The sequence below is a fragment of the Arthrobacter sp. NyZ413 genome (assembly GCF_049390645.1).
Taxonomy (GTDB): Bacteria; Actinomycetota; Actinomycetes; order Actinomycetales; family Micrococcaceae; genus Arthrobacter.
Map to the genome: position 1 here is coordinate 4,420,201 of NZ_CP155434.1, position 19,736 is coordinate 4,439,936.

Here is a 19,736-nt window from a genome sequence, read left to right on the forward strand (position 1 = left end):
CTGTGGCCGTGCGTGCGTGCTTGGTAGGTTCACCTAGGACTCCTCTGGTTCGGGGGTGCCGCCGGTGGCGTCGGCGGCCGGTTCGGTTGAAAGTTCGACGGCGGACCCGGTTTGCGTAGCCCACCACGCCAAGAGCTTGGATTCGGCGTCCTCGCGGGACAGCGGACCGTGCTCCATGCGTTCTTCGAGCAGGAACTTGTAGGCCCGGCCAACCACGGGCCCAGGCTTGAGGTCCAGCAATGCCATGATCTGGGCGCCGTCCAAGTCGGGTCGGATGGCGTTGAGCGATTCCTGTTCGGCCAAGGCGGCTATCCGTTGCTCCAGGTCATCGTAGGCAAAGGAAAGCCGTTCGGCTTTGCGCTGGTTGCGCGTGGTGACGTCGGACCGGGTCAGCCTGTGGAGGCGTTCCAGCAGGGGACCGGCATCCGTGACGTAGCGGCGGACCGCGGAGTCGGTCCAGCCTGCGTCTCCGTATCCGTAGAAACGCATGTGCAATTCCACGAGCCGGGCCACGGCCTTGGTGGTGTCGTTATCGAAGCGCAAGGCCTTCATGCGTTTCGCGGTCAGTTTCGAACCCACCATGTCGTGGTGGCGGAAGCTCACCGCGCCGCCCGGTTCGAATCGGCGCGTCGCCGGCTTCCCGACGTCGTGCATCAAAGCGGCGAAACGCAACACGAAATCCGGGCCCGGCACCGGACCATCCGGACCGGTCTCAAGCGACGCCGCCTGCTCAAGCACCTGCAGGGAATGCTGGTAGACGTCCTTGTGCCGGTGGTGTTCATCGGATTCAAGGCGCAGCGCGGAAACCTCGGGCAGGACGAATTCAGCCAAGCCCGTGTCCACGAGGAGGTCGATGCCGGCCCGCGGGTGTGCACCGTTGATGAGCTTGACGAGTTCTTCCCGCACGCGTTCGGCGGAAATGATCTTGATCCTCTCCGCCATTTCGGACATGGCGAGCCGGACGTCGTCGTGCACTGCGACGCCGAGCTGTGCGGCGAAGCGCGCCGCGCGCATCATGCGCAGGGGATCGTCCGAGAAGGATGCTTCCGGGGCTCCGGGGGTCGCCAGGACGGCCGCGTGGAGGTCCCGCACGCCGCCGAAGGGATCGACAAGTTCGAGGGTCGGCAGCCGGAGTGCCATCGCGTTGATGGTGAAGTCGCGGCGGAGGAGGTCGTCCATGAGCGAGGAGCCGAAGGCCACAACCGGTTTGCGCGAATCGTCGTCGTAGGCTTCCGCACGATAGGTGGTGATCTCGATCTGGAAGCCTGACTTCTTCATCCCGATGGTGCCGAAGGCGCGCCCGATCTCCCAATAATTGTCGGCCCACCTCTTAATGACGGAGAGCGTCTGGTCCGGAGTGGCGTCCGTGGTGAAATCGAGGTCGGGGGAGACGCGTCCAAGGAAGAGGTCCCGGACGGGACCACCGACGAGTGACAGTTCGAATCCGGCGTCCACAAACCGCTGACCGAGGTCCAAGACCACCGGGTCCATCTGGAAATTGACCGAAGAACTGTCCAATACTTGCGCCATAGTTCCTTAAGCTTGTCAGATTTCAGGGCGCCATCACACCGGATCCCCGTCATGAGGACGATCACAGCACCGGGATCACGCCAACACGCCATCCGCAGGTCACCGTGAGTCCATGTCCCGGTCATCACCAACGGGCAAGAGTCGTTAGAGTGGACTTCATGGCCAACCCGATTCCGAGTGCTCCTGGCAGGAGGACGAACGCACCGTTGCCGTCGGCAATCGGTGCCCACGTCGCGCCCGCTCCGCACCCGGTACAGGCCGCGCTGCCCACGGTTGAAGAGGTCTCCGCGGGCGGCGTCGTAGTAGACACGTCCGACGGCGAACTGAGGGTTGCGATCATCGCCCGCCTTAATAGGGGTGGCCGGCTCGAGTGGTGCCTGCCGAAGGGTCATCCCGAGGGCAAGGAAAACAACGAGGAAGCCGCCGTTCGGGAGATCGCCGAAGAAACCGGAATCGAAGGCAATGTCCTGGCACCCCTTGGCAGCATCGACTATTGGTTCACCGTAAGCGGGCATCGCGTCCACAAAACCGTGCACCATTTCCTGCTGCAGGCAACGGGCGGGAAGCTGACCATCGAGAACGATCCCGACCAAGAAGCGATCGACGCCGCGTGGGTTCCACTCCAGGACCTGGCCCGCAAGTTGTCGTTTCCTAATGAACGCCGGATCGCCGATCTCGCCCGCGAAGTCCTGCCCGAACACCTCTGACGCGTCCCCGGCCATCGCCTTGACGCAACAGAAGGCCCTGCTCATGGGACGATAATGACAATGTCTGCCGCCAAATCAACCCAGCCAGCCCCCTCCGGAGAGGCCCGTTCCAGCGCCGTCATGGCCGCGGGAACGCTCGTCTCCCGGTTCCTCGGCTTCGCCAAGACCTGGATGCTCGGCACTGCCCTCGGCTTGGGATCGACCGTCAATGACACGTTCATCAACGCCAACAACCTGCCTAACCTGATCTTCCTGCTCGTGGCCGGCGGTGTGTTCAACGCCGTCCTCGTGCCGCAGATCATCAAGGCCAGCAAGGGACCGGACCGCGGCGCGGACTACATCAGCCGGCTCCTGACTTTGGCGGTCATCGTCCTCTTGGCGCTGACGGCCCTCGTGACCATCGCGGCGCCGATCGTCATCGACCTCACCACCCAGGACTATTCGCCGCAACAGAAATTCCTGGCCGTCACGTTCGCGTTCTATTGCCTGCCGCAGATCTTCTTCTACGGCCTCTACGCCCTCTTGACCCAGGTTCTCAACGCAAACGGCGCTTTCGGCCCCGCCATGTGGGCGCCGATCCTGAACAACGTAGTGGCGATCGTCGGCCTGGGCATGTTCATCTGGATCCTCGGCGCCAACAACACCAACCCCCACACCTTGGACAACTGGGGGCCGTTCCAGACCTTCCTCGTGGCCGGCTTCTCCACGATCGGCGTCGTCGCCCAAACGGCGATCCTCCTCGTCCCCGTTCTCCGGCTACGGCTCGGCCTCCGGCCGCGTTTCGGTTGGAGGGGCGTCGGACTGGGCCAGGCCGCAAAGCTGAGCGCTTGGACGCTCATGACTGCCGCCGTCGGGCAACTCGCGTTCCTCTATGTCATGAGGATCGCCACCATTCCCGGTTCGGAGCGGCTCCGCCTTGCGCAGGCGCAGGACCCCGCCGCTGCCACCCTTCCCGGTAACGCGGTCCTCGAAGTCGCCAGCCAGCTCTACTTGCTGCCCCATTCCATCATCGCGTTGTCGCTCGCTACGGTCCTGTTCAACCGGATGGCCCGTGCCTCCCAGGCCGGGAACAAAGCCGAACTCCGCGAGGCGTTGTCCCACGGCCTGCGAACGATGGCCGTTGCGACGGTTTTCGGCGCCCTGGCGCTTTTCGCCTTGGCGGGACCAATGGGCATGTTCTTCTCGGGCGGCAAACCCCAGGACGGCGTCATGCTGGCCCAGACGCTCACGATCCTCGCCCTAAGCACCCCGTTCATGAGCGCCAACTTCATGATGTCCCGCGTTTTCTACGCCAACGAGGACGCGCGCACTCCGTTCTACATCCAGCTCATGCTTGCCCTCTTGAACGTCGTGGGCGCCTTCATCATCCAGTTCCTTCCCGTGGACAAGATCATCTTCGCGATCGCCGTCCTGTACACGCTTGGCAACATCCTTTCTGTGGTCATCAGTGTCTGGTTCCTCCGGCGCCTCCTCGGCCACGTGGACGGGCCCCGGATCGCGAACTCCTACATCCGCATGGGCTACGCGGCCTTGGGGTCAGCGATTGCCGGCGCCTTGGCCCTGTGGCTCCTCGGCAGTTACAACGCCAACGGTTTCGCCTGGAGCAGCCGGCTCGCCGCTTTGGTGACCTTGGTCGTCGTCGGGCCCGTCATGCTTGTGGCCTATCTCTTGCTATTGCGCGTCTTCCACGTCACCGAGTTGCGCGACCTCTTGAGGCCGCTGCTCGGCCGGTTGGGTCGCGGCGCAGCGCCGGCGCCCGCGGCTGCCGGAAGCAATCCGACGACGACGGCACGCGCTACCGTGTCCGATGACACCGGCCTCATTCCGCGCATCTCGGGCGAGTTCGACGCCGCGTCGTTCCGCGCCGGACCCGCCTTGGAGACCGTTCCGGCCGACGACGGATCATGGGACGTCGCGCACGCTCAGGGCGGCGGCAATGACCACGTATCGGTGGACGCCTGGTCCGACGTGGAGAAGACGTACCTGCCGGACGAAGAGCTTCCCAGCACTGCGAAGGGCAGCGCCAGCCGACCGGGCATCCCGTTGCCGGGCCGCAGGACCTATCAGGGCACGCTGGGAAACAACCCGTATTTCCGTGGTGGAAGCCACAGAAAAAGATGAGGTGTCCGCGCAAACCGGGGGTCCGAACGGCCCTATCCGATAGGATCAGAAAGTAATACAGGTAGTTGCAGACCACGGGTCACCCGGCTGGCCGGATCCCGTATACAGGACCCGCAGCTTCCGGACAGTCTAGGAGGAACCCGTGTCCCACCCGATCGATGTCGGATCAGTACTTGGTGGCCGCTACAAAGTCACAGCCAATGTGTTGACTTCGCACGACCAAGATCTGGTGCTCGATGGCGTGGACCAGGTCCTCAACAGGCCCGTCAGCATCCTTGTGGCAGGCCCGGGAAACGCCGACCAGGTGGCCCAGAGCGCCCGTGAGGTGGCTACAGGCGAGCGGCCCGGCCACGTCCAGATCCTCGATCTCGGCGTGAGCGACAGCACCACATACCTCATCACCAACCACAGCAGCGCTCCAGACCTCCTGGACCTCGTTGTGGCCACCCACCAGCCGTACGTGGAACCGTTCTTCACGGACACGCTGGGCAGCGAGATCTTCGGGCACGCCCGTTCACATGAACCCGAAACCTACGACGGCTTGTATGACGAAGACGAGCACGAGGCCGAATACATCACCTACGACGATTCCCACGTCGAGGACGAGCATCCTGCTCCCGCGCCCGCTCGCGACTCCCGCCGACCGGTGGTTCCTCCCGTGCCGCCCGCGCGTCCGACGTCGGCACCTGGCATTGGTTCCCGCCTCGCCGCTGCTGCAGCAGGGGCCGGGGCTGCAGCCGCAGCGGCTGCCGCGGCTGTGAAGGGCACAGGCAAATCAAACGCCGAGGACGGGCAAGCTTCGTCGCCGGCTGCGAACGCGGCCGCGAACGCTCCTACGCAAGCTTCTCCCCGGGTTCCGGCAGAGCCTGTGTCCCGCCAAGAGCCGAGCAACACGGCACCCCAGCAGATCCAGGACGGACCGGCGACGCAGGCGGTCAAGGCATCTCCGGTGGTTCCGCCGTCTTCGCAGCCCGCGGAACAGACCCACGAGGCCGCGGCGAACCCTGGATACGGTGCTCCCCAGGAGTCCAAGGTCTCGCTCTGGTCCGAAGAAGACTATGGCTTTGTCAACGAAGGCGCTGGGCACAGTGGCGCGACCGGCGGCGCAGCTGGCGGATACAGCCGGAACGCGTCCAACTTTCCGAGCACTGCCCGCACGCAGGCGGACCCCCTCGACGAGGACGAATACTACGATGATGAGCCGGTCCGTGAACCAAAGTCTTTCCGCTGGCTCGTGGGTGGCGTCCTGGCCGCGGTCCTCATCGTTGGTTTGATTTTGGCTGTGACCAACCTCGGCAACCTCATTCCCGGGGGAGCGCCCGCGGCCAAGCAAACCGTAGCGGGTCCACAGACAAATTCCGCGGCGCCGAGCAGCTCCGCATCAGCAGCTCCTGTCGCCGCTCCCCCTGTCATCGATAACGTCACCCGCTTGGGCAACTTCGATTTCGCCGCTACCTATGACAAGGACCTGGTCAAGGCTTACGACGGCAATGCCGCGAGCTATTGGTCGGACATGGAATTCGCTACGCCTGACTGGGGTGGACTCGCGCCCGATGGCGTTTCCCTCCTCGTCAAGCTCAAGTCAGCTGCCCAGGTCAAGTCCGTCACGCTGAACCAATTGGGCGCTTCTGGCGGAAACATCAGCGTTTACACCAGCAATCAACCGTCATTGGATGGTGCACAGCTAGTGGGAACGAACAGCTTCACCTCGCAGGAACTCACCATGCCATTGAGCACTCCGGCCAATGCCCAGTACGTAATCATTTCCATCAAGGCCTTGCCCAAGCTGACCGCGCCCAAGACCCGTTACGGTTACGGACTGCGCCTTGCCGAGATCACGGTTCAGTAGTCACCTATCGTCAACTCGGGTAACGGAGCCTTCCTCCTGCGATACCCTGCGCCGCCAGACGGTACCCTGAATGGTGGTGGATATTAGGGTCCCCGGAAACGCCGGAATATTCGACGCCGCCATGGGGTTGTGCCATGTGGCCGGCCGCGACAATCCGGTGCATCGACTAAGGAAGAGGTTCACCCAACAGTGAGCAACGCAGAAAACACCGCGTCCCAGGTACGTGATGTCATTATCGTAGGCTCCGGGCCTGCCGGTTACACGGCCGCTGTCTACACGGCACGCGCCAACATGAACCCGCTGCTCATCGCCGGTTCTGTGACTGCCGGTGGCGAACTGATGAACACAACGGATGTCGAAAACTTCCCGGGGTTCCCCGAAGGCATCATGGGACCGGATCTCATGGAGAACTTCGAAAAGCAGGCGGCGCGCTTCGGGACCGAGATCCAGTTCGAGGACGTCACCAGCCTCGACCTCGAGGGCGATATCAAGACCGTCACCATCGCGACGGGGGAGTCCTTCAAGGCACGCGCGGTGATCCTGTCGACGGGGTCTGCTTACCGCGAGCTCGGCCTGGCGAACGAGAAGCGTCTTTCTGGCCACGGCGTGAGCTGGTGTGCAACCTGTGATGGTTTCTTCTTCAAGGACCAGGACATCGCGGTTATTGGTGGCGGTGATTCGGCCATGGAAGAAGCACTCTTCCTCACCAAGTTCGCCAAGTCCGTAACGGTTGTCCACCGACGCGACACCCTTAAGGCTTCCAAGATCATGGGCGATCGTGCCCAAGCCCACGAGAAGATCAACTTCGTCTGGAACTCGGCAGTCGATGACGTCATCGGCGGGGACAAGGTGACCGGTCTGAAGCTGAAGAACCTGGTTGATGGTTCAGTATCTGAACTCGCTGTCACTGGAGTCTTTGTGGCCATCGGCAATGATCCCCGCACTGATCTTGTGAAGGACAAGCTGGAGCTGACTCCGGAAGGCACCATTGCGGTCCAAGGCCGGAGCTCCAAGACGAGCATCAAGGGCGTTTTCGCAGCCGGCGATGTTGTCGACCCGACTTACCGTCAGGCCATCACAGCTGCCGGCTCAGGATGCGTCGCGGCCTTGGACGTTGAACACTACCTCGCAGACTTGCACGCCTGATCGGCACAATCGCCATCCATTCGAAGGGAAAGAACTATGAGCAACGCTAAAGACGTAACCGACGCCAGTTTCAGCACCGACGTCCTTGCCGCTGAGAAGCCGGTCATCGTGGACTTTTGGGCAGAGTGGTGCGGCCCGTGCCGCAAGCTGGGTCCCATCCTGGACGAAATCTCCGTCGAGTACGGTGACAAAGTGGACGTCGTGAAACTCAATGTTGACGACAACCCTGCAATCGCTGCCGAGTACGGCATCACGTCGATTCCTGCTGTCTACCTGTTCAGCGGGGGAGAAGTAAAGAGCACCGTGATCGGCGCGAAGCCGAAGCAGTTCTTCGAGAAAGAATTCGAGTCTGTCCTCTCCTAGGGGAAGAAGAGTGCCCCTCGCTTGAACTTGCGGGCGCCATTCGTGACTCTTAGCCGGTGGTCGCTGCAGCTTAAGCAGCGGCCGCCGGCTTTTCGTTTTCCGGCTGGCCTTTGACAGGGCATCATCGAGCTTGCTCTTGGCTCGAGAGCAAACTTGCTGACGCAGGACGTCAGGAGTGATCGCTGTTTCACGTGAAACGGTCGCTCGGCTGTTTCACGTGAAACATGATCCGATGCGTGATCCGGGGGCCAAGCTTGAAACAGTGACAGGCACCTGGAGAGCCTTGGCTTCGGCGCGGATCGTCTCTAGCTCTGTTGGCGATAGCACATCGACTCGGTGGTACGTTCCCCTGGAGTCTTCCCGATAGCTGAGTTTCTGAAGGCATATCGGAACCTCGGCTAGCGCAGAGATGGCGTAGACGATGCGCCTACCGGTTGGACCTGGCCGTTGAGAAATGACCTGAACTGAAGTTTCGTCGCCCGCGGTGCGACATCTCTCTTCCTTGAGGAAGAACGAATCCCGTCGGCCGTTGTCTTTCATAACACTCCCTTTGCAGACCAGCGACGCAATCGATGGCGCCGGACACGGCGGGATGTTTCACGTGAAACAGGGCAGCCCGGCGGACGTACCAGCTTGGAATGACCGCGACCGCCTCGGAACTGCATGACCAGATCTGGCAATTCATGAGGCCACCCGCCACACAGGACGTGGCGGCAACATCGGGACCACCCCCTTTCCAAACGCTGCAACTCCTCGCCCATTAGGGAAGAAGCAACATCCGGAATCCGTCACCCAGGGGAGCATGCTCATCGTTCACCGCTTCCGCCGAGCATGCCCGCATATCTCCCCGTGCAGGGAGCATGCTCATCCTTCACCGCTTCCAACCGCGCATGTCCATTCCCTTCGCGCCGAGCACGCCCATTCGCTGGCACCCATGAGTATCATGCCCATTCGCCTGGTTCCTCACGGAGCATGCTCATCCTTATCCGCGACGTAAGGATTTCCATCGGAGCCTTTCAACGAGGATCGTGTCCACGGGGTACTCGATCAAAACATGCTAGTCAGTTTCCCCATCAGCCGGCATATGGCAAGCCAGTAACCAGAGGTGCAGCCCCACCACTCAATAGGTAGGCTGCCGACCGTCCGAACTCAGACCATCGCACACGGATAGGGGAGCACACTCCGTGGAAGCTTCGATAGTGGTGGATCCACTGGCGCTGAGTTCGGTGCCCATCTAGGGAGCTTCCGGCACGGTGGCAGGTGCCCCAAAAGCTGTCCTCACCCCCCGGAATAGATCTACTTACGCAAAGCCCATGGCAACCAATTGATAGTAAACTATTAGTAATTGCCGCTGCTTCAGCGTAACGTGAAATCCCAAAGGTCCGGGAAATGTAATGTTGGAGGTCTATCGGACCGGGTGCGACGTGACGTATCCGAAACTAAATACCGCTCAAATCAAGCTGGGAGATTCCGTAGCTCACCGACGTGAAGTGTGGTGCGAATAGGATGCGAGTCTTGATCATCAAGAAGGCCCAGTCCATATTCCACAATTCGATGGCAACATGTATCTCGGCAGCAATCAGGGCCAGCTGAAGCTGGATCGACCCGGCGCCCCACACGAAGCGGAAGTGCAACCCTGACGAACTGAGCCCACGACGATCTTCAATCGATTGCGCTGCGTCTGGTACAACAGCCGTAGACCTCGTGGGCGGAGTACCAATTGGGCTAAGTTAGGCATCGCCTTATGAGAAAGGGGCGTTGGGAAGCCCGGTAGCGCGCGACGGAAAGTCTCGCTAGTGGCAAAGTAACCGAGTCCATGGCCCGGTGGTCGGCAGAACAATTGCGGCAAACATAAGTGGATTGCAGAAAAGCAAGCGCTGCATACTGTTTCCACGGCGACATGCAACTTTGCCATCACCAAAGCACTGCCACAGCCAACAGGGCTTCCTGTTCTCATCATTCAGCCGCACGGCCGTAGACGCTTGCACCGCCGTAGCCCCTTGCCAGCAGTCTCAGTCGGCACTTCTACAGCGTCCTCGACCAGGACAACGCTGGATCGATCGCTTCGTACATTTTCCACCGTGGTTGGGAACAGCGGAGACACAGGCGGCATCGGATACAGGCGATAGATCCGCGAGTCGCATCGACCGGGTCCCACTAACTCAAAGACCATCCCGCGGACAATGTCACGTCAGCTCCGATAGTGCCTCGAGGCGTGGTTGCATCTTAGTGCCCGATTCACCTTAGCGCGCCGCGCCAACCGGCTCCGTCAGGACCGACCCTCAGTGAGAACGAGGACATCTATTTCCACGCAGCCTGCGTCGCTTGTGCTCGGGGCTAGTTCCTCGAGTCAATCAGGCCGGAACCACACGGCGTTCGCTCAATGGCCCTCACCTGCGAGTATCGCGGTGAAGTACCCGCCGGCACACATTTGCCGACGCACCGGACCAGACGATCTGGCAATTGGTCGTCCAGTCTAGAGAAGCGGCCCCAGCCAGGGCATGCTGTCGCAACACGCATTCCATTTGCTCAAGAGGAAAGCCCATGAATGACCAGCAACTGATGAAGCCGGGCACCTACGGTGCGCAACCCGTTCGGCCGCAACTAAGCGTAGAGGAGTGGCGGCCGGGACGACCGCGGCAAACCTTGAACCGGCTCCAGTCTCTGAGAAGCAGGGCAGAACCAAGACGACACTACGCGGTCCGTTTCACGTGAAACGTCATCTCCTCGATCATCAGAGATCGTGTAGGGAAGGGGATGCAGGGCAAGTACGTAAAGGTACGAGCAGATTTTGACGGTCTGCCCCGAACGTTGCAACGCACTGTGAGCAAGTCATGAGGCACTTCACACAAACGTTATCCACTGGCGCAAGGAGAGTTATTCACAAAGTTATCCACAGCGATATCCACCGATGAAGCTGACGGCAACTTGCCTCACGCCGCCCGGAAACCCTGCCGGCAATCTGCGCGCAAATGAAGGGGCAGAACAGGCAGACCGGGCGGCCGGGCTGCTAACGGCAGAAGGGCGCACTAAAGGGCCGAATTCCGCAATCTGCAGCGTAAAATCGCCCAAATCCGGCCTCCGACATACGTTCTTCCCGTTTCACGTGAAACATTGGGCTGGGATGCGCGAGATCCTCCTATGATGAGGCGAGGCCACTCCCGTGTGTTGGAATAGGCCCCGAACCGAGTAGTGGGAAGCGCATCGTTATCAACAAAGTTATCCACAGCGATATCCACCGGCGGTCCCCAAAGTTATCCACAGCTGGATCCACCGTGCTCTGCGATACAGATTCCTGTAGAACGTCGTTCTTCCCCGTCAACGAAACATCAAAAAGCTATAGCGACGACTAGCGCTCGGATAGTTCAACTACCCACACGGTGACGATCTATCGGCGTCTCGTCATCCCGCAATGCTGGTAGCGAGGATCTAGCATTCATCCAATTCGGGAACAGCAGAATGCGGATTACACAGCGTCGGCTGAACTTCTACGTTCGAGGGAATGGAAGCAGAAGCGCCTAAGTTCGATTTCGGACCGCAAGCCACTTCAACAGAACGAACAATGATCAACCACCCCAAAGAGCACAGCTCCGTTTGTTTACCGCATCTACCGGTCGGCTGCCCACCATGGGGGATATCAAGACTGATGAAGTCGGAACCTCATCGATAGCTCGATAGAGTATTCCAAGGGCGTCCGGCCAAACAGCGGCCGAACGGAAATCCGGGAAGCCCCTGTCCGCTGGCTACCCGAAGAATCTGTGATCATTCCGGAGGAAAGGATCGTGCACGTCGATGTCGCGACGACGACGGCACATCGATGGAATGTGTCGAGTAGGGGGAATCCATTGTGACTCAACAGCATGGCCATGGCTGCGCCACCCACCTCTGTGGATGCGCGGGATAAAGACCTTCTGTACCCCGGTGTCGTAGTAAGAGCTCAACGGGGCGAACTCCACGCCGAGTCTAAGCGCCCATCGAGCACCGTACATGTACAGTTCCACGACTGAACATCAGCAGACTGATGTAGAGAGACCAGGCCATAGGTAGCATCAGTTCAGCACGAGTCCACAATACTGGGGGAGCTAGTGGTTCGTCAGACTACCTCCCAGCGTAGAGCGGTCAGCGAGCCATCTTGGCTCGGCGTGTACCAGGAAGGGGCGCCCACAATCTTCAACCCACCATTTCATGTCGACAGCGCTTTCGAATGGCATCACTAGTCTTTCCCGTGAAGCGACTCATGCACACAGATCACTCTTCAAAATGAGCGATGGCAAAAGCTTCGGTGAGCGTGTATCTCGGATGCTAGTTCAAGGTCCGAGACCAGTGTCACTTCACGCCGTCAGCCCGCCCGAAGGTGGAGGCAGGTAAGCATCTGACCAACAATCCGATCGTGTATCGGCCTCCGCACCCCAACAAGTATTTGGAAGTTCACTCTCAATCTTTGCGACTATGGCACCTGATGCGGTTACTAAGGACTGGCTTGCCCCATCAAGGAGAAAGGGCAACCAGTGTGTGAACACGAGCATGTAACTACCGAGAACAATATGCAGCGCAGCGAAGAGCGGCTTCCACTGAGAAGAAAACAGTGCTTGTCTGCAGCACCAGGGGCGTCGAACAGGGCATATCCCTTTCGTTTCACGTGAAACACTCGCATCGGTGGCGGCATGAGAACACAACTGCTTCTTATGCCGGCGAGAGTGATCTGACACCATTCCGGTGTTCGTGCAGTCGTCCCGAACATTCAACCATTGCTCTAAAAATGGCGGAGCTAGCGGTCGATCTATGAGTGGATGAATAGATCGAAGTGCAAGCGTCTTGTTTCACGTGAAACGTCACCACCCTGAGCTGATAGACGGACTCAGACAACAATCGGTGATGTTGCGCGGGCGCCCCTGGACTATCTCGCCTGTACCGCATCACTCAATCAGTTCTTAGGATCGCTAACCACACGACGAACCCCGCGGAAGTTTGCCGTATTCAGCGCGAAAGAACCCAAAGACCCACCTACGAGTTGAGGCATTGACCCACCGGCGCCCCTCGAAGATCCGCGGGCTCCTCACTTTTACTCCAAAGACCCCAGTTCGACTTCCAATTTCGCAATGCAATGACAAGAAGCTACAGGCCTTCACACCAAACCTCTAATAGCCGACCCAACCGACATTGCGATTGCCGCCCACATCTTCACGCGTTTCACGTGAAACATGCGTGGACGGACGAGAGTAACAGCAGACGGGATCAACGACACGCACCTGAAGCGCCCAGATCCTGAGTGATATCGACTGCAGACGGTCTACGCCCGGCCCAACCATACGAGTGCGCCCGGACAGCCATAAGGCGGCGAGGCCGACAGCGATTTAGACGCTGATGCGAAACATAAGGCAGAAGAAGGCATCCACGAAACTAATGCTCACAGGGAATGACCAGGACAAACCCTAACCGTCGCACTCTCAGTACTTCCGCTTAGCAGATTTGCCTTCGGCTAACACCGGCAACAACCAACCCATCAGCGTGAAGCACCAATTCATACAAATCAGCCCACGGTATATGCCAGAACCCATGAGTACGAACACCATCGGGTGAGGGCAGTTCAAGCCTCAAAGCCAGTGCGCCGGCAAACACGGACGTATTCACCAACGATGATGCCCACGAAAATTGGAGCAATGCACCGAACACCACACTCCATAAACAATCCGTGGTCACTGCACTCAGCGGACAATCCTACGGCACAACCCATTTATCGAGGCTGACAGCCGTCGAAACAAGAAGCCAGTTCCCGAGCACTGCCCAATCCGGCCCAACAAAAGACCCGCCGCATCAGGCCAACCTCACAGTACGAGCGAAACAAAAAAGGGGTCTGCTTCCCATCAGGAAGCAGACCCCTTCAAAACTCGGTACTCGAATCTAACCTTCCACGCCCGGTGACAGTACGCCCATGATCCGGTTCAAGTCTTCGACACTCGCGAACTCGATGCTGACGCGTCCCTTGCGCGCGCCCAAAGTGATCTTCACGTTGGTATCCAGGCGATCCGAAAGCGAGGAAGCAAGGTAGTCCAAACGCTCATGCCGTGCGTTCGGACGCGGAATGCTGTTCTTCGGCGGAGCACCTGAATCCTGGTACAAAGCCACAGCTTCCTCCGTTGCACGAACGGACATACCTTCAGCAACAATCTTCTGCGCAAGACGTTCCATAGCTGCAGCGTCCGGAAGTGCAAGCAAAGCACGTGCATGGCCGGCCGAGAGTACGCTGGCTGCCACACGTCGCTGAACAAGCGGAGGAAGCTTGAGCAAACGCAGGGTATTCGAAACCTGCGGCCGCGATCGACCAATCCGATCAGCGAGCTGCTCATGGGTAGTACCAAAGTCCTCCAGGAGCTGCTGGTACGCAGCGGCCTCTTCCAAGGGATTCAGCTGGCTTCGGTGCAGGTTCTCAAGCAGGGCATCGCGCAGAAGGTCGTCATCATTGGTATCTCGGACGATCGCGGGGATGGTTTCGAGGCCTGCGGCCTGAACTGCCCTCCACCGGCGTTCACCCATGACCAGTTCGTAAGGTTCTCCACCCTCTTCGGTTGAAGTACGAACCACAATTGGCTGGAGAACGCCGATTTCCTTGACGGAGTGAACCAGCTCCGCCATGTCGTCCTCATCGAAGACACTTCGCGGCTGCTTGCGGTTGGGGTGAATGTCCGTAACCGCAATTTCCGCAAAGCGGGCGCCCGGAACCTCAACCAACTCAACCGCAGGCATCTCCGTCTGGGCATCATCGGAAACGGTGTCACTATCCCCGGCATCCGCAACGGCGCTCGGCGGAGTATCTGCCCCGGGTGTCACCGGACCGCTCGGCTTGGAACCATTCGACTTCGACCCAGTCTTCGTTGCAACCCGCTTGGGCGAAACGACGTCGTGGACAACCTCCGAAGGTGCCGTCGACGCAGGAGTCTTTTCCGCCGTCGTCGTTTTTGCGGAAGCGGCGCGTGAAGGTGCGCCGGTGATCATGTTGGTGCCGGAGGCGTCCGGCGCGTCCGTCGATTTTCGCGCCTCAGGGAAAAACAAGTCCACCGGACGCGATGGCGAAGCCGCATTGCCAGATGCGCCCGTCGAAGCGGAGCTGGGAATGAGAGCCCCAAGACCCCTACCCAGGCCTCGTCGCTTTTCACTCATGAGTATGTCCCTCCGATGGAATGGCAAGAGTCGAGTCCGCCAAGGATGTTGCAGTGATTCAGAAAGTCTAGCGTTCTGCGATTTCCGCAGCGGCTTCCATGTAGGACAACGCGCCGCTGGATGACGGGTCGTAAGTCATGACCGTCTGTTGATAACTCGGGGCTTCGGAAATGCGTACGGAACGCGGAACCACGGCACTGAGGACCTGGTTGGGGAAATGGTGACGGACTTCAGATGCCACTTGCGCGGCCAGGTTGGTTCGGCCGTCGTACATGGTCAGCAAGATCGTCGAGACAACCAGCTCAGCGTTGAGGTGCTTCTGGATCATCTCGATATTCTTAAGCAACTGGCTGAGGCCTTCCAATGCGTAGTACTCGCACTGGATCGGGATGAGCACCTCGCTCGCGGCGCAGAACGCATTGACGGTCAACAAGCCGAGGCTCGGCGGGCAGTCGATGAAAATGAAGTCGAGCCGGCCTTCGCCGTTCTTCTCGCGTTCCTTCGCGTACACATCGATGGCACGGCGCAAACGCTGCTCGCGGGCGACCAAGGAAACAAGTTCGATCTCAGCGCCGGCGAGGTGGATGGTGGCTGGTGCGCAAATGAGGTTCGGGATGTCCGGGCAGGGTGCTACGACGTCGCCCAACGGAAGGTCGTTGATCAGAACGTCGTAGATGCTGTCTACGTCGGCATGGTGTTCGATGCCCAACGCTGTAGAGGCATTGCCCTGCGGGTCGATGTCGATCACCAGAACGTTGAGCCCCGCAGACGCCAAAGCTGCCGCGATGTTCACCGTAGTGGTGGTCTTTCCAACCCCGCCCTTCTGGTTGGAAACAGTGAAGATCCGGGTCTTCTGGGGTTTGGGCAGCTCGCGCCCCACCAAGCGCTCACGGCGCCGTGTTTCGTTCGCGAGCTGACGGGCAATCGGGCTGGAATCGTCAATGGAGTCCATGACGTTATCGCTTTCCACGATCAACGTTTCACGTGAAACGGCCGAGTTTGTAACCGAATTAGTGCGCATAAGCGCGGACTCAAATGACGCCGAAGGCGCAGCCATTGCCCGCGCGGACCCCAGGGAAATAAATGGCGGGATCCGGTGCGTGGAGGTTTCGCTACTGCCCACTGTCAACTCTCACTCTCATTCGGCTCTAGCTGCCGTTCTCTAGCTTAACCGCTCCGCCGCGGACACGCGGGACACAGCGCCGAGGCTAAGCGATCTTGCCCTGCTTGTTGACGACAATACGCACTACCGTGGTAGGTTCCTCCAACAGTTCCTGCCCACACACAACAACCGATGTTTCCACCCCGCCGAGCTTGCGAATGACCTTGGCTGCCTTCTCAATCTCCTCGGCCGCACTGCGACCCTTGATGGCAACCACTTCACCCTTGCCGTTGAGCAACGGAATGGTCAATCCTGCAAGCTTGGTCAGCGCGGAGACAGCACGCGCGGTCACGACGTCGGCGTTCACCATGCCCACGGCCAGCTCGGCGCGCGTGCGCATGACGGTCACGTTATCCAGGCCGAGATCGTCCACCACTTCCTGGAGCCAGATGACCCGGCGTTCGAGCGGCTCGATAAGCGTTAGCTCAAGGTCCGGGCGGGCGATCGCCAAGCACAGGCCCGGCAGTCCTGCCCCCGAGCCGACGTCGGCCACATGGCTCCCATGGGCGATGGCCGATTCGATGACGGCACAGTTGAGTACGTGCCGGCTCCAGAGGCGCGGGATTTCGCGGGGACCGATCAGGCCGCGCTCGGTCCCTGACGTCGCCAGGTGCTCGACATACCGCTGGGCAAGGTCCAGGCGGTCGCCGAATATCTTCTCTGCCGCCTGCAGTTCGGCTGGAGTGATGTCGACCATGATCCGTTAGTCGGCCGAGACCACGATGTGGCGGCCAGCGCCCTCACCTTCGGACTCCGAAACGAAGCCGAGGTCCGCAACGGCGTCGTGCACGATCTTGCGCTCATACGCGCTCATCGGTTCGAGGGAAACCGAAGCGCCGGTCTCCTTCACCTTTGCGACGGCGCCTTCGGCGATCTGCTGGAGGTCGCCCGCGCGCTCCTTGCGGTAGCCATTGATGTCCAGGACAAGCCGCGAGCGGTTCTCGGTGGCCGAAAGGACGGACAAGCGGGCCAGTTCCTGAAGGGCTTCGAGGACTTCGCCGTCGCGCCCGACCAGGCTCTCAAGTCCTTCGGAATCGTCTTCGGCCGCGATGGAAATGTAGGTGCGCCCGTTACGGATTTCGATGTCGATATCGCCATCGATGTCGGCAATGTCCAGCAGCTCTTCGAGGTAGTCCGCGGCGACGTCGCCCTCTTCCTCAAGGCGGCTCACAGAGGAGCTCTTTGCTCCCGACTGTTCCGCGGCGTGGGTTTCAGCCGCGGCCACTTCCTCGCTGGCGCCAGCGGCTGTTGCCTCTTCAGTGCTTTCAACAGACATTACTTCTTCTTCCTGTTCTTACGTTGTGGCTGAATGCGCTGGGTCTTGAGCTCGATGGCGGCGACCTCGCCGGCAACGTCCTCGTCTTTCTTGCCGCCCAGAAGCGGGAGGGAAGGCAGACCCTTCGCCGCGCGACGCTCGGCGAGTGCTTTCGCAGCGGGGGATCCCGGCGTCGGCATGCGGCGGATGACAAAGAACTGCTGGCCCATGGTCCACAAGTTGGTGGTGGTCCAGTAAATGAGGACACCAATCGGGAAGTTGATGCCACCAACGCCGAAGATTACCGGCAGTACGTAGAGCATCATCTTCTGCTGGCGCATGAACGGGCTGGCCATGGCTTCTTCGGACATGTTCTTCGCCATGATCTGCTTCTGCGTGATGAACTGCGAAGCGGTCATGGCGAGGATCATCACGATCGACAGGACCGAGACGACCACCTGGTCAGTGCCTGCAGGGCCGCCATGGAGCAACGATGCGGAAAGCGGAGCGCCGAAAATGCTGGACTCGTCGAACTGCACCACTTGCTCGTGGCTCAACGCTCCGATGCCCTGCCCCGCCTGGCGTGCCTGGGTGATACCGGAAAGCACCTGGAACAGGGCGAAGAAGAACGGCATCTGGATCAGCATGGGCAAGCACGCGGAGAACGGGTTGGTGCCGTGCTTCTTGTACAGGGCCATCTGCTCCTGGGCCATTGCCTGGCGCGAGAGCTGGTCCGTTTTGCCCTTGTACTTCTGCTGCATCTTCTTCAGGTCGGGCTGAAGCAACTGCATGCCACGCTGCGCCTTGATCTGCTTGACGAACACAGGAATCAGGGCGGCGCGGATCACCAACACCAGTCCAATGATGGACAGCGTCCAGGTCCAACCGTTCTCCGGAGGCAGGCCAATGAAGCTCAGGCCGTCGTGGAACCCCAGCATGATGGCCGATACTAGCCACTTGAACGGGGCCAGAATTGTTCCAAAGATGTCCATACGTATTCCCTATTTCCTCAGGCCGCCGTCGGGCGGCCGTCCTCATCAGACCGCACAGCCAGGAACAGGTCCGGGTTGTTCAGCACAACAATCATGGGCGTCTGGCCTTCGGGCCAGTGGCGATGTCCGGCGGGGACGTGGTCCACGCCGCCGGCGTTCCAGGGGTGGCAGCGGGCGAGGCGCCGCATTGCCAGCCAGCTTCCCTTGACGGCGCCGTGCACCGTCACCGCTTCGAGGGCATAAGCCGAGCAGGAGGGGAAGAAACGGCACACCTGGCCGTACAAGGGAGAAATGATGCGACGGTACGTCTTCAACAGGATGATGAGGACGTTCCGGGGCAGCCCCCAGAGAAATGTTCCGAGAATCCTCGGGGCGGTTCGAAAGAAGAGGACGACGGCGGAGCTCAGCTCATGCACGCGGTGTCCCTTCCGTTGTGGTGGCCTTGGTCGGCGAAGCCGCCGGGGGAAAGGATCCGCCAAGCCGCTTCGTCGTCACCGCCAATGCGGCGTTGTAATCCGTCAGCAGTTGGTCCCAGCTGGCTGTCGCGGCCGCAGGCAAGGCCCGGACAACTACAGCAAGTCCCGTGCCATGCCTTTTAAGGGACAAAGCACCTGCTTCTCTCAGTCTCCTCTTAACGAGGTTCCTGGTCACGGCGTTCCCGACGGCTTTGGAAACAATGAAGCCAATGCGGCTCGGTTCCCCGGCACCGATAGATGCCGTATATAACACTAAGTTCCGGCGTCCATTGCGGACGCCGGAACGTACAGTTGTTGAAAAGTCGGTTGAAGTCCTAAGACGGTTTTGGGTGGCTAGCACCTAGAGACTCGCTTGAGAGACTGGCCGACGAGTCAGGTAATTAGGCCGACAGTGCGGCGCGGCCCTTGCCACGGCGGGCGGCCAGGATGGCGCGGCCGGCACGGGTGCGCATACGAAGGCGGAAGCCGTGCTTCTTGGCCCGACGGCGGTTATTCGGCTGAAAAGTCCGCTTGCTCACGTTAGTTACTCCAGTGGATCAAAGGTGCGCCCACCCGATCAAAAGGGGAAGAACTGGCCGACGCTAAGTTTATTTGTGTATCTGCTGCCACCCGACGCCGGTTGAACCGGAGGTGCGAATGGCCGAAAAGCGGACACATAGGACTTCACAACGTTAGGGCAAAAAGAGCCTCCGGGTCAAACCGGGAAACACTCCGACCGCTATCCCCAACTGTGGCTAAGTGCCGTTGGCAGCCTGTGGATGAAGTGGCTCACAAGTCCGGATCCAGAACCACAACGGTGTAATTATCCACAACCTTCTTCCCAGCTATCTTCTGGGGAATCCATACCCTAGAGTGGCTCAGTAGCCGATTATCCACGGACTGTGCATAACCCTGTGGATTCGGTTCGGAATCCACTTCTGGTTTGGACCCTTCGGCTGCCGTAGTCCAGGCAAGCAAGCACCCGAGGGAACCAATTG

The 19,736-nt window shown here is 60.1% G+C and carries 14 protein-coding genes; 5 read left to right on the top strand and 9 right to left on the bottom strand.

Annotated elements, in window-relative coordinates; all coding sequences use genetic code 11:
* Nucleotides 1–33: 33 nt before the first annotated feature.
* Nucleotides 34–1,530, bottom strand: a complete 1,497-nt coding sequence (locus tag ABCW42_RS20685) for a CCA tRNA nucleotidyltransferase (protein WP_423182950.1) — start codon at nucleotides 1,528–1,530, stop codon at nucleotides 34–36.
* A gap of 206 nt (nucleotides 1,531–1,736) precedes the next feature.
* Between ABCW42_RS20685 and ABCW42_RS20690 the strand changes: the two genes are divergently transcribed.
* The 5 genes from ABCW42_RS20690 (at nucleotide 1,737) to trxA (ending at nucleotide 7,716) form a co-directional block, all read left to right on the top strand.
* A complete protein-coding gene (locus ABCW42_RS20690) occupies nucleotides 1,737–2,237 on the top strand; it encodes an NUDIX hydrolase (RefSeq protein ID WP_133203865.1) in 501 nt (166 codons plus the stop codon).
* Nucleotides 2,238–2,297: 60 nt separating this feature from the next.
* Entirely contained in the window at nucleotides 2,298–4,358 is a 2,061-nt protein-coding gene (gene murJ, locus ABCW42_RS20695) for a murein biosynthesis integral membrane protein MurJ (RefSeq protein WP_423184963.1), read from the top strand.
* A 142-nt stretch (nucleotides 4,359–4,500) separates the two neighbouring features.
* Complete coding sequence (locus tag ABCW42_RS20700) at nucleotides 4,501–6,207, top strand: ABC transporter substrate-binding protein (protein WP_423182951.1); 1,707 nt, start codon at nucleotides 4,501–4,503, stop codon at nucleotides 6,205–6,207.
* Between the two features lie 189 nt (nucleotides 6,208–6,396).
* Nucleotides 6,397–7,353 (top strand): thioredoxin-disulfide reductase, encoded by a 957-nt coding sequence (trxB, locus tag ABCW42_RS20705; protein WP_423182952.1) that lies wholly within the window; start codon nucleotides 6,397–6,399, stop codon nucleotides 7,351–7,353.
* A gap of 36 nt (nucleotides 7,354–7,389) precedes the next feature.
* Nucleotides 7,390–7,716 (top strand): thioredoxin, encoded by a 327-nt coding sequence (trxA, locus tag ABCW42_RS20710; protein ID WP_133203770.1) that lies wholly within the window; start codon nucleotides 7,390–7,392, stop codon nucleotides 7,714–7,716.
* Between the two features lie 5,901 nt (nucleotides 7,717–13,617).
* On the opposite strand, the gene ABCW42_RS20715 is transcribed toward trxA, so the two are convergent.
* The 8 genes from ABCW42_RS20715 to rpmH all read right to left on the bottom strand — a co-directional run bounded on the left by ABCW42_RS20715 (nucleotide 13,618) and on the right by rpmH (nucleotide 19,277).
* Entirely contained in the window at nucleotides 13,618–14,874 is a 1,257-nt protein-coding gene (locus tag ABCW42_RS20715) for a ParB/RepB/Spo0J family partition protein (RefSeq protein ID WP_423182953.1), read from the bottom strand.
* A 67-nt stretch (nucleotides 14,875–14,941) separates the two neighbouring features.
* A complete protein-coding gene (locus tag ABCW42_RS20720; RefSeq protein WP_423182954.1) occupies nucleotides 14,942–15,997 on the bottom strand; it encodes a ParA family protein in 1,056 nt (351 codons plus the stop codon).
* A gap of 85 nt (nucleotides 15,998–16,082) precedes the next feature.
* Nucleotides 16,083–16,733 (bottom strand): 16S rRNA (guanine(527)-N(7))-methyltransferase RsmG, encoded by a 651-nt coding sequence (gene rsmG, locus ABCW42_RS20725; RefSeq protein WP_133203772.1) that lies wholly within the window; start codon nucleotides 16,731–16,733, stop codon nucleotides 16,083–16,085.
* A gap of 6 nt (nucleotides 16,734–16,739) precedes the next feature.
* A complete protein-coding gene (locus tag ABCW42_RS20730) occupies nucleotides 16,740–17,312 on the bottom strand; it encodes a protein jag (RefSeq protein ID WP_423182955.1) in 573 nt (190 codons plus the stop codon).
* A complete protein-coding gene (yidC, locus tag ABCW42_RS20735) occupies nucleotides 17,312–18,283 on the bottom strand; it encodes a membrane protein insertase YidC (protein WP_423182956.1) in 972 nt (323 codons plus the stop codon). Before yidC ends, ABCW42_RS20730 begins: the two co-directional genes overlap by 1 nt.
* Before the next feature lie 17 nt (nucleotides 18,284–18,300).
* Nucleotides 18,301–18,690: a membrane protein insertion efficiency factor YidD gene (yidD, locus tag ABCW42_RS20740; RefSeq protein ID WP_423184964.1), complete on the bottom strand. Its 390-nt coding sequence runs from the start codon at nucleotides 18,688–18,690 to the stop codon at nucleotides 18,301–18,303.
* Between the two features lies 1 nt (nucleotide 18,691).
* A complete protein-coding gene (gene rnpA / locus ABCW42_RS20745) occupies nucleotides 18,692–19,099 on the bottom strand; it encodes a ribonuclease P protein component (RefSeq protein WP_423182957.1) in 408 nt (135 codons plus the stop codon).
* A gap of 40 nt (nucleotides 19,100–19,139) precedes the next feature.
* Entirely contained in the window at nucleotides 19,140–19,277 is a 138-nt protein-coding gene (gene rpmH / locus ABCW42_RS20750) for a 50S ribosomal protein L34 (RefSeq protein ID WP_133203777.1), read from the bottom strand.
* Nucleotides 19,278–19,736: the final 459 nt, after the last annotated feature.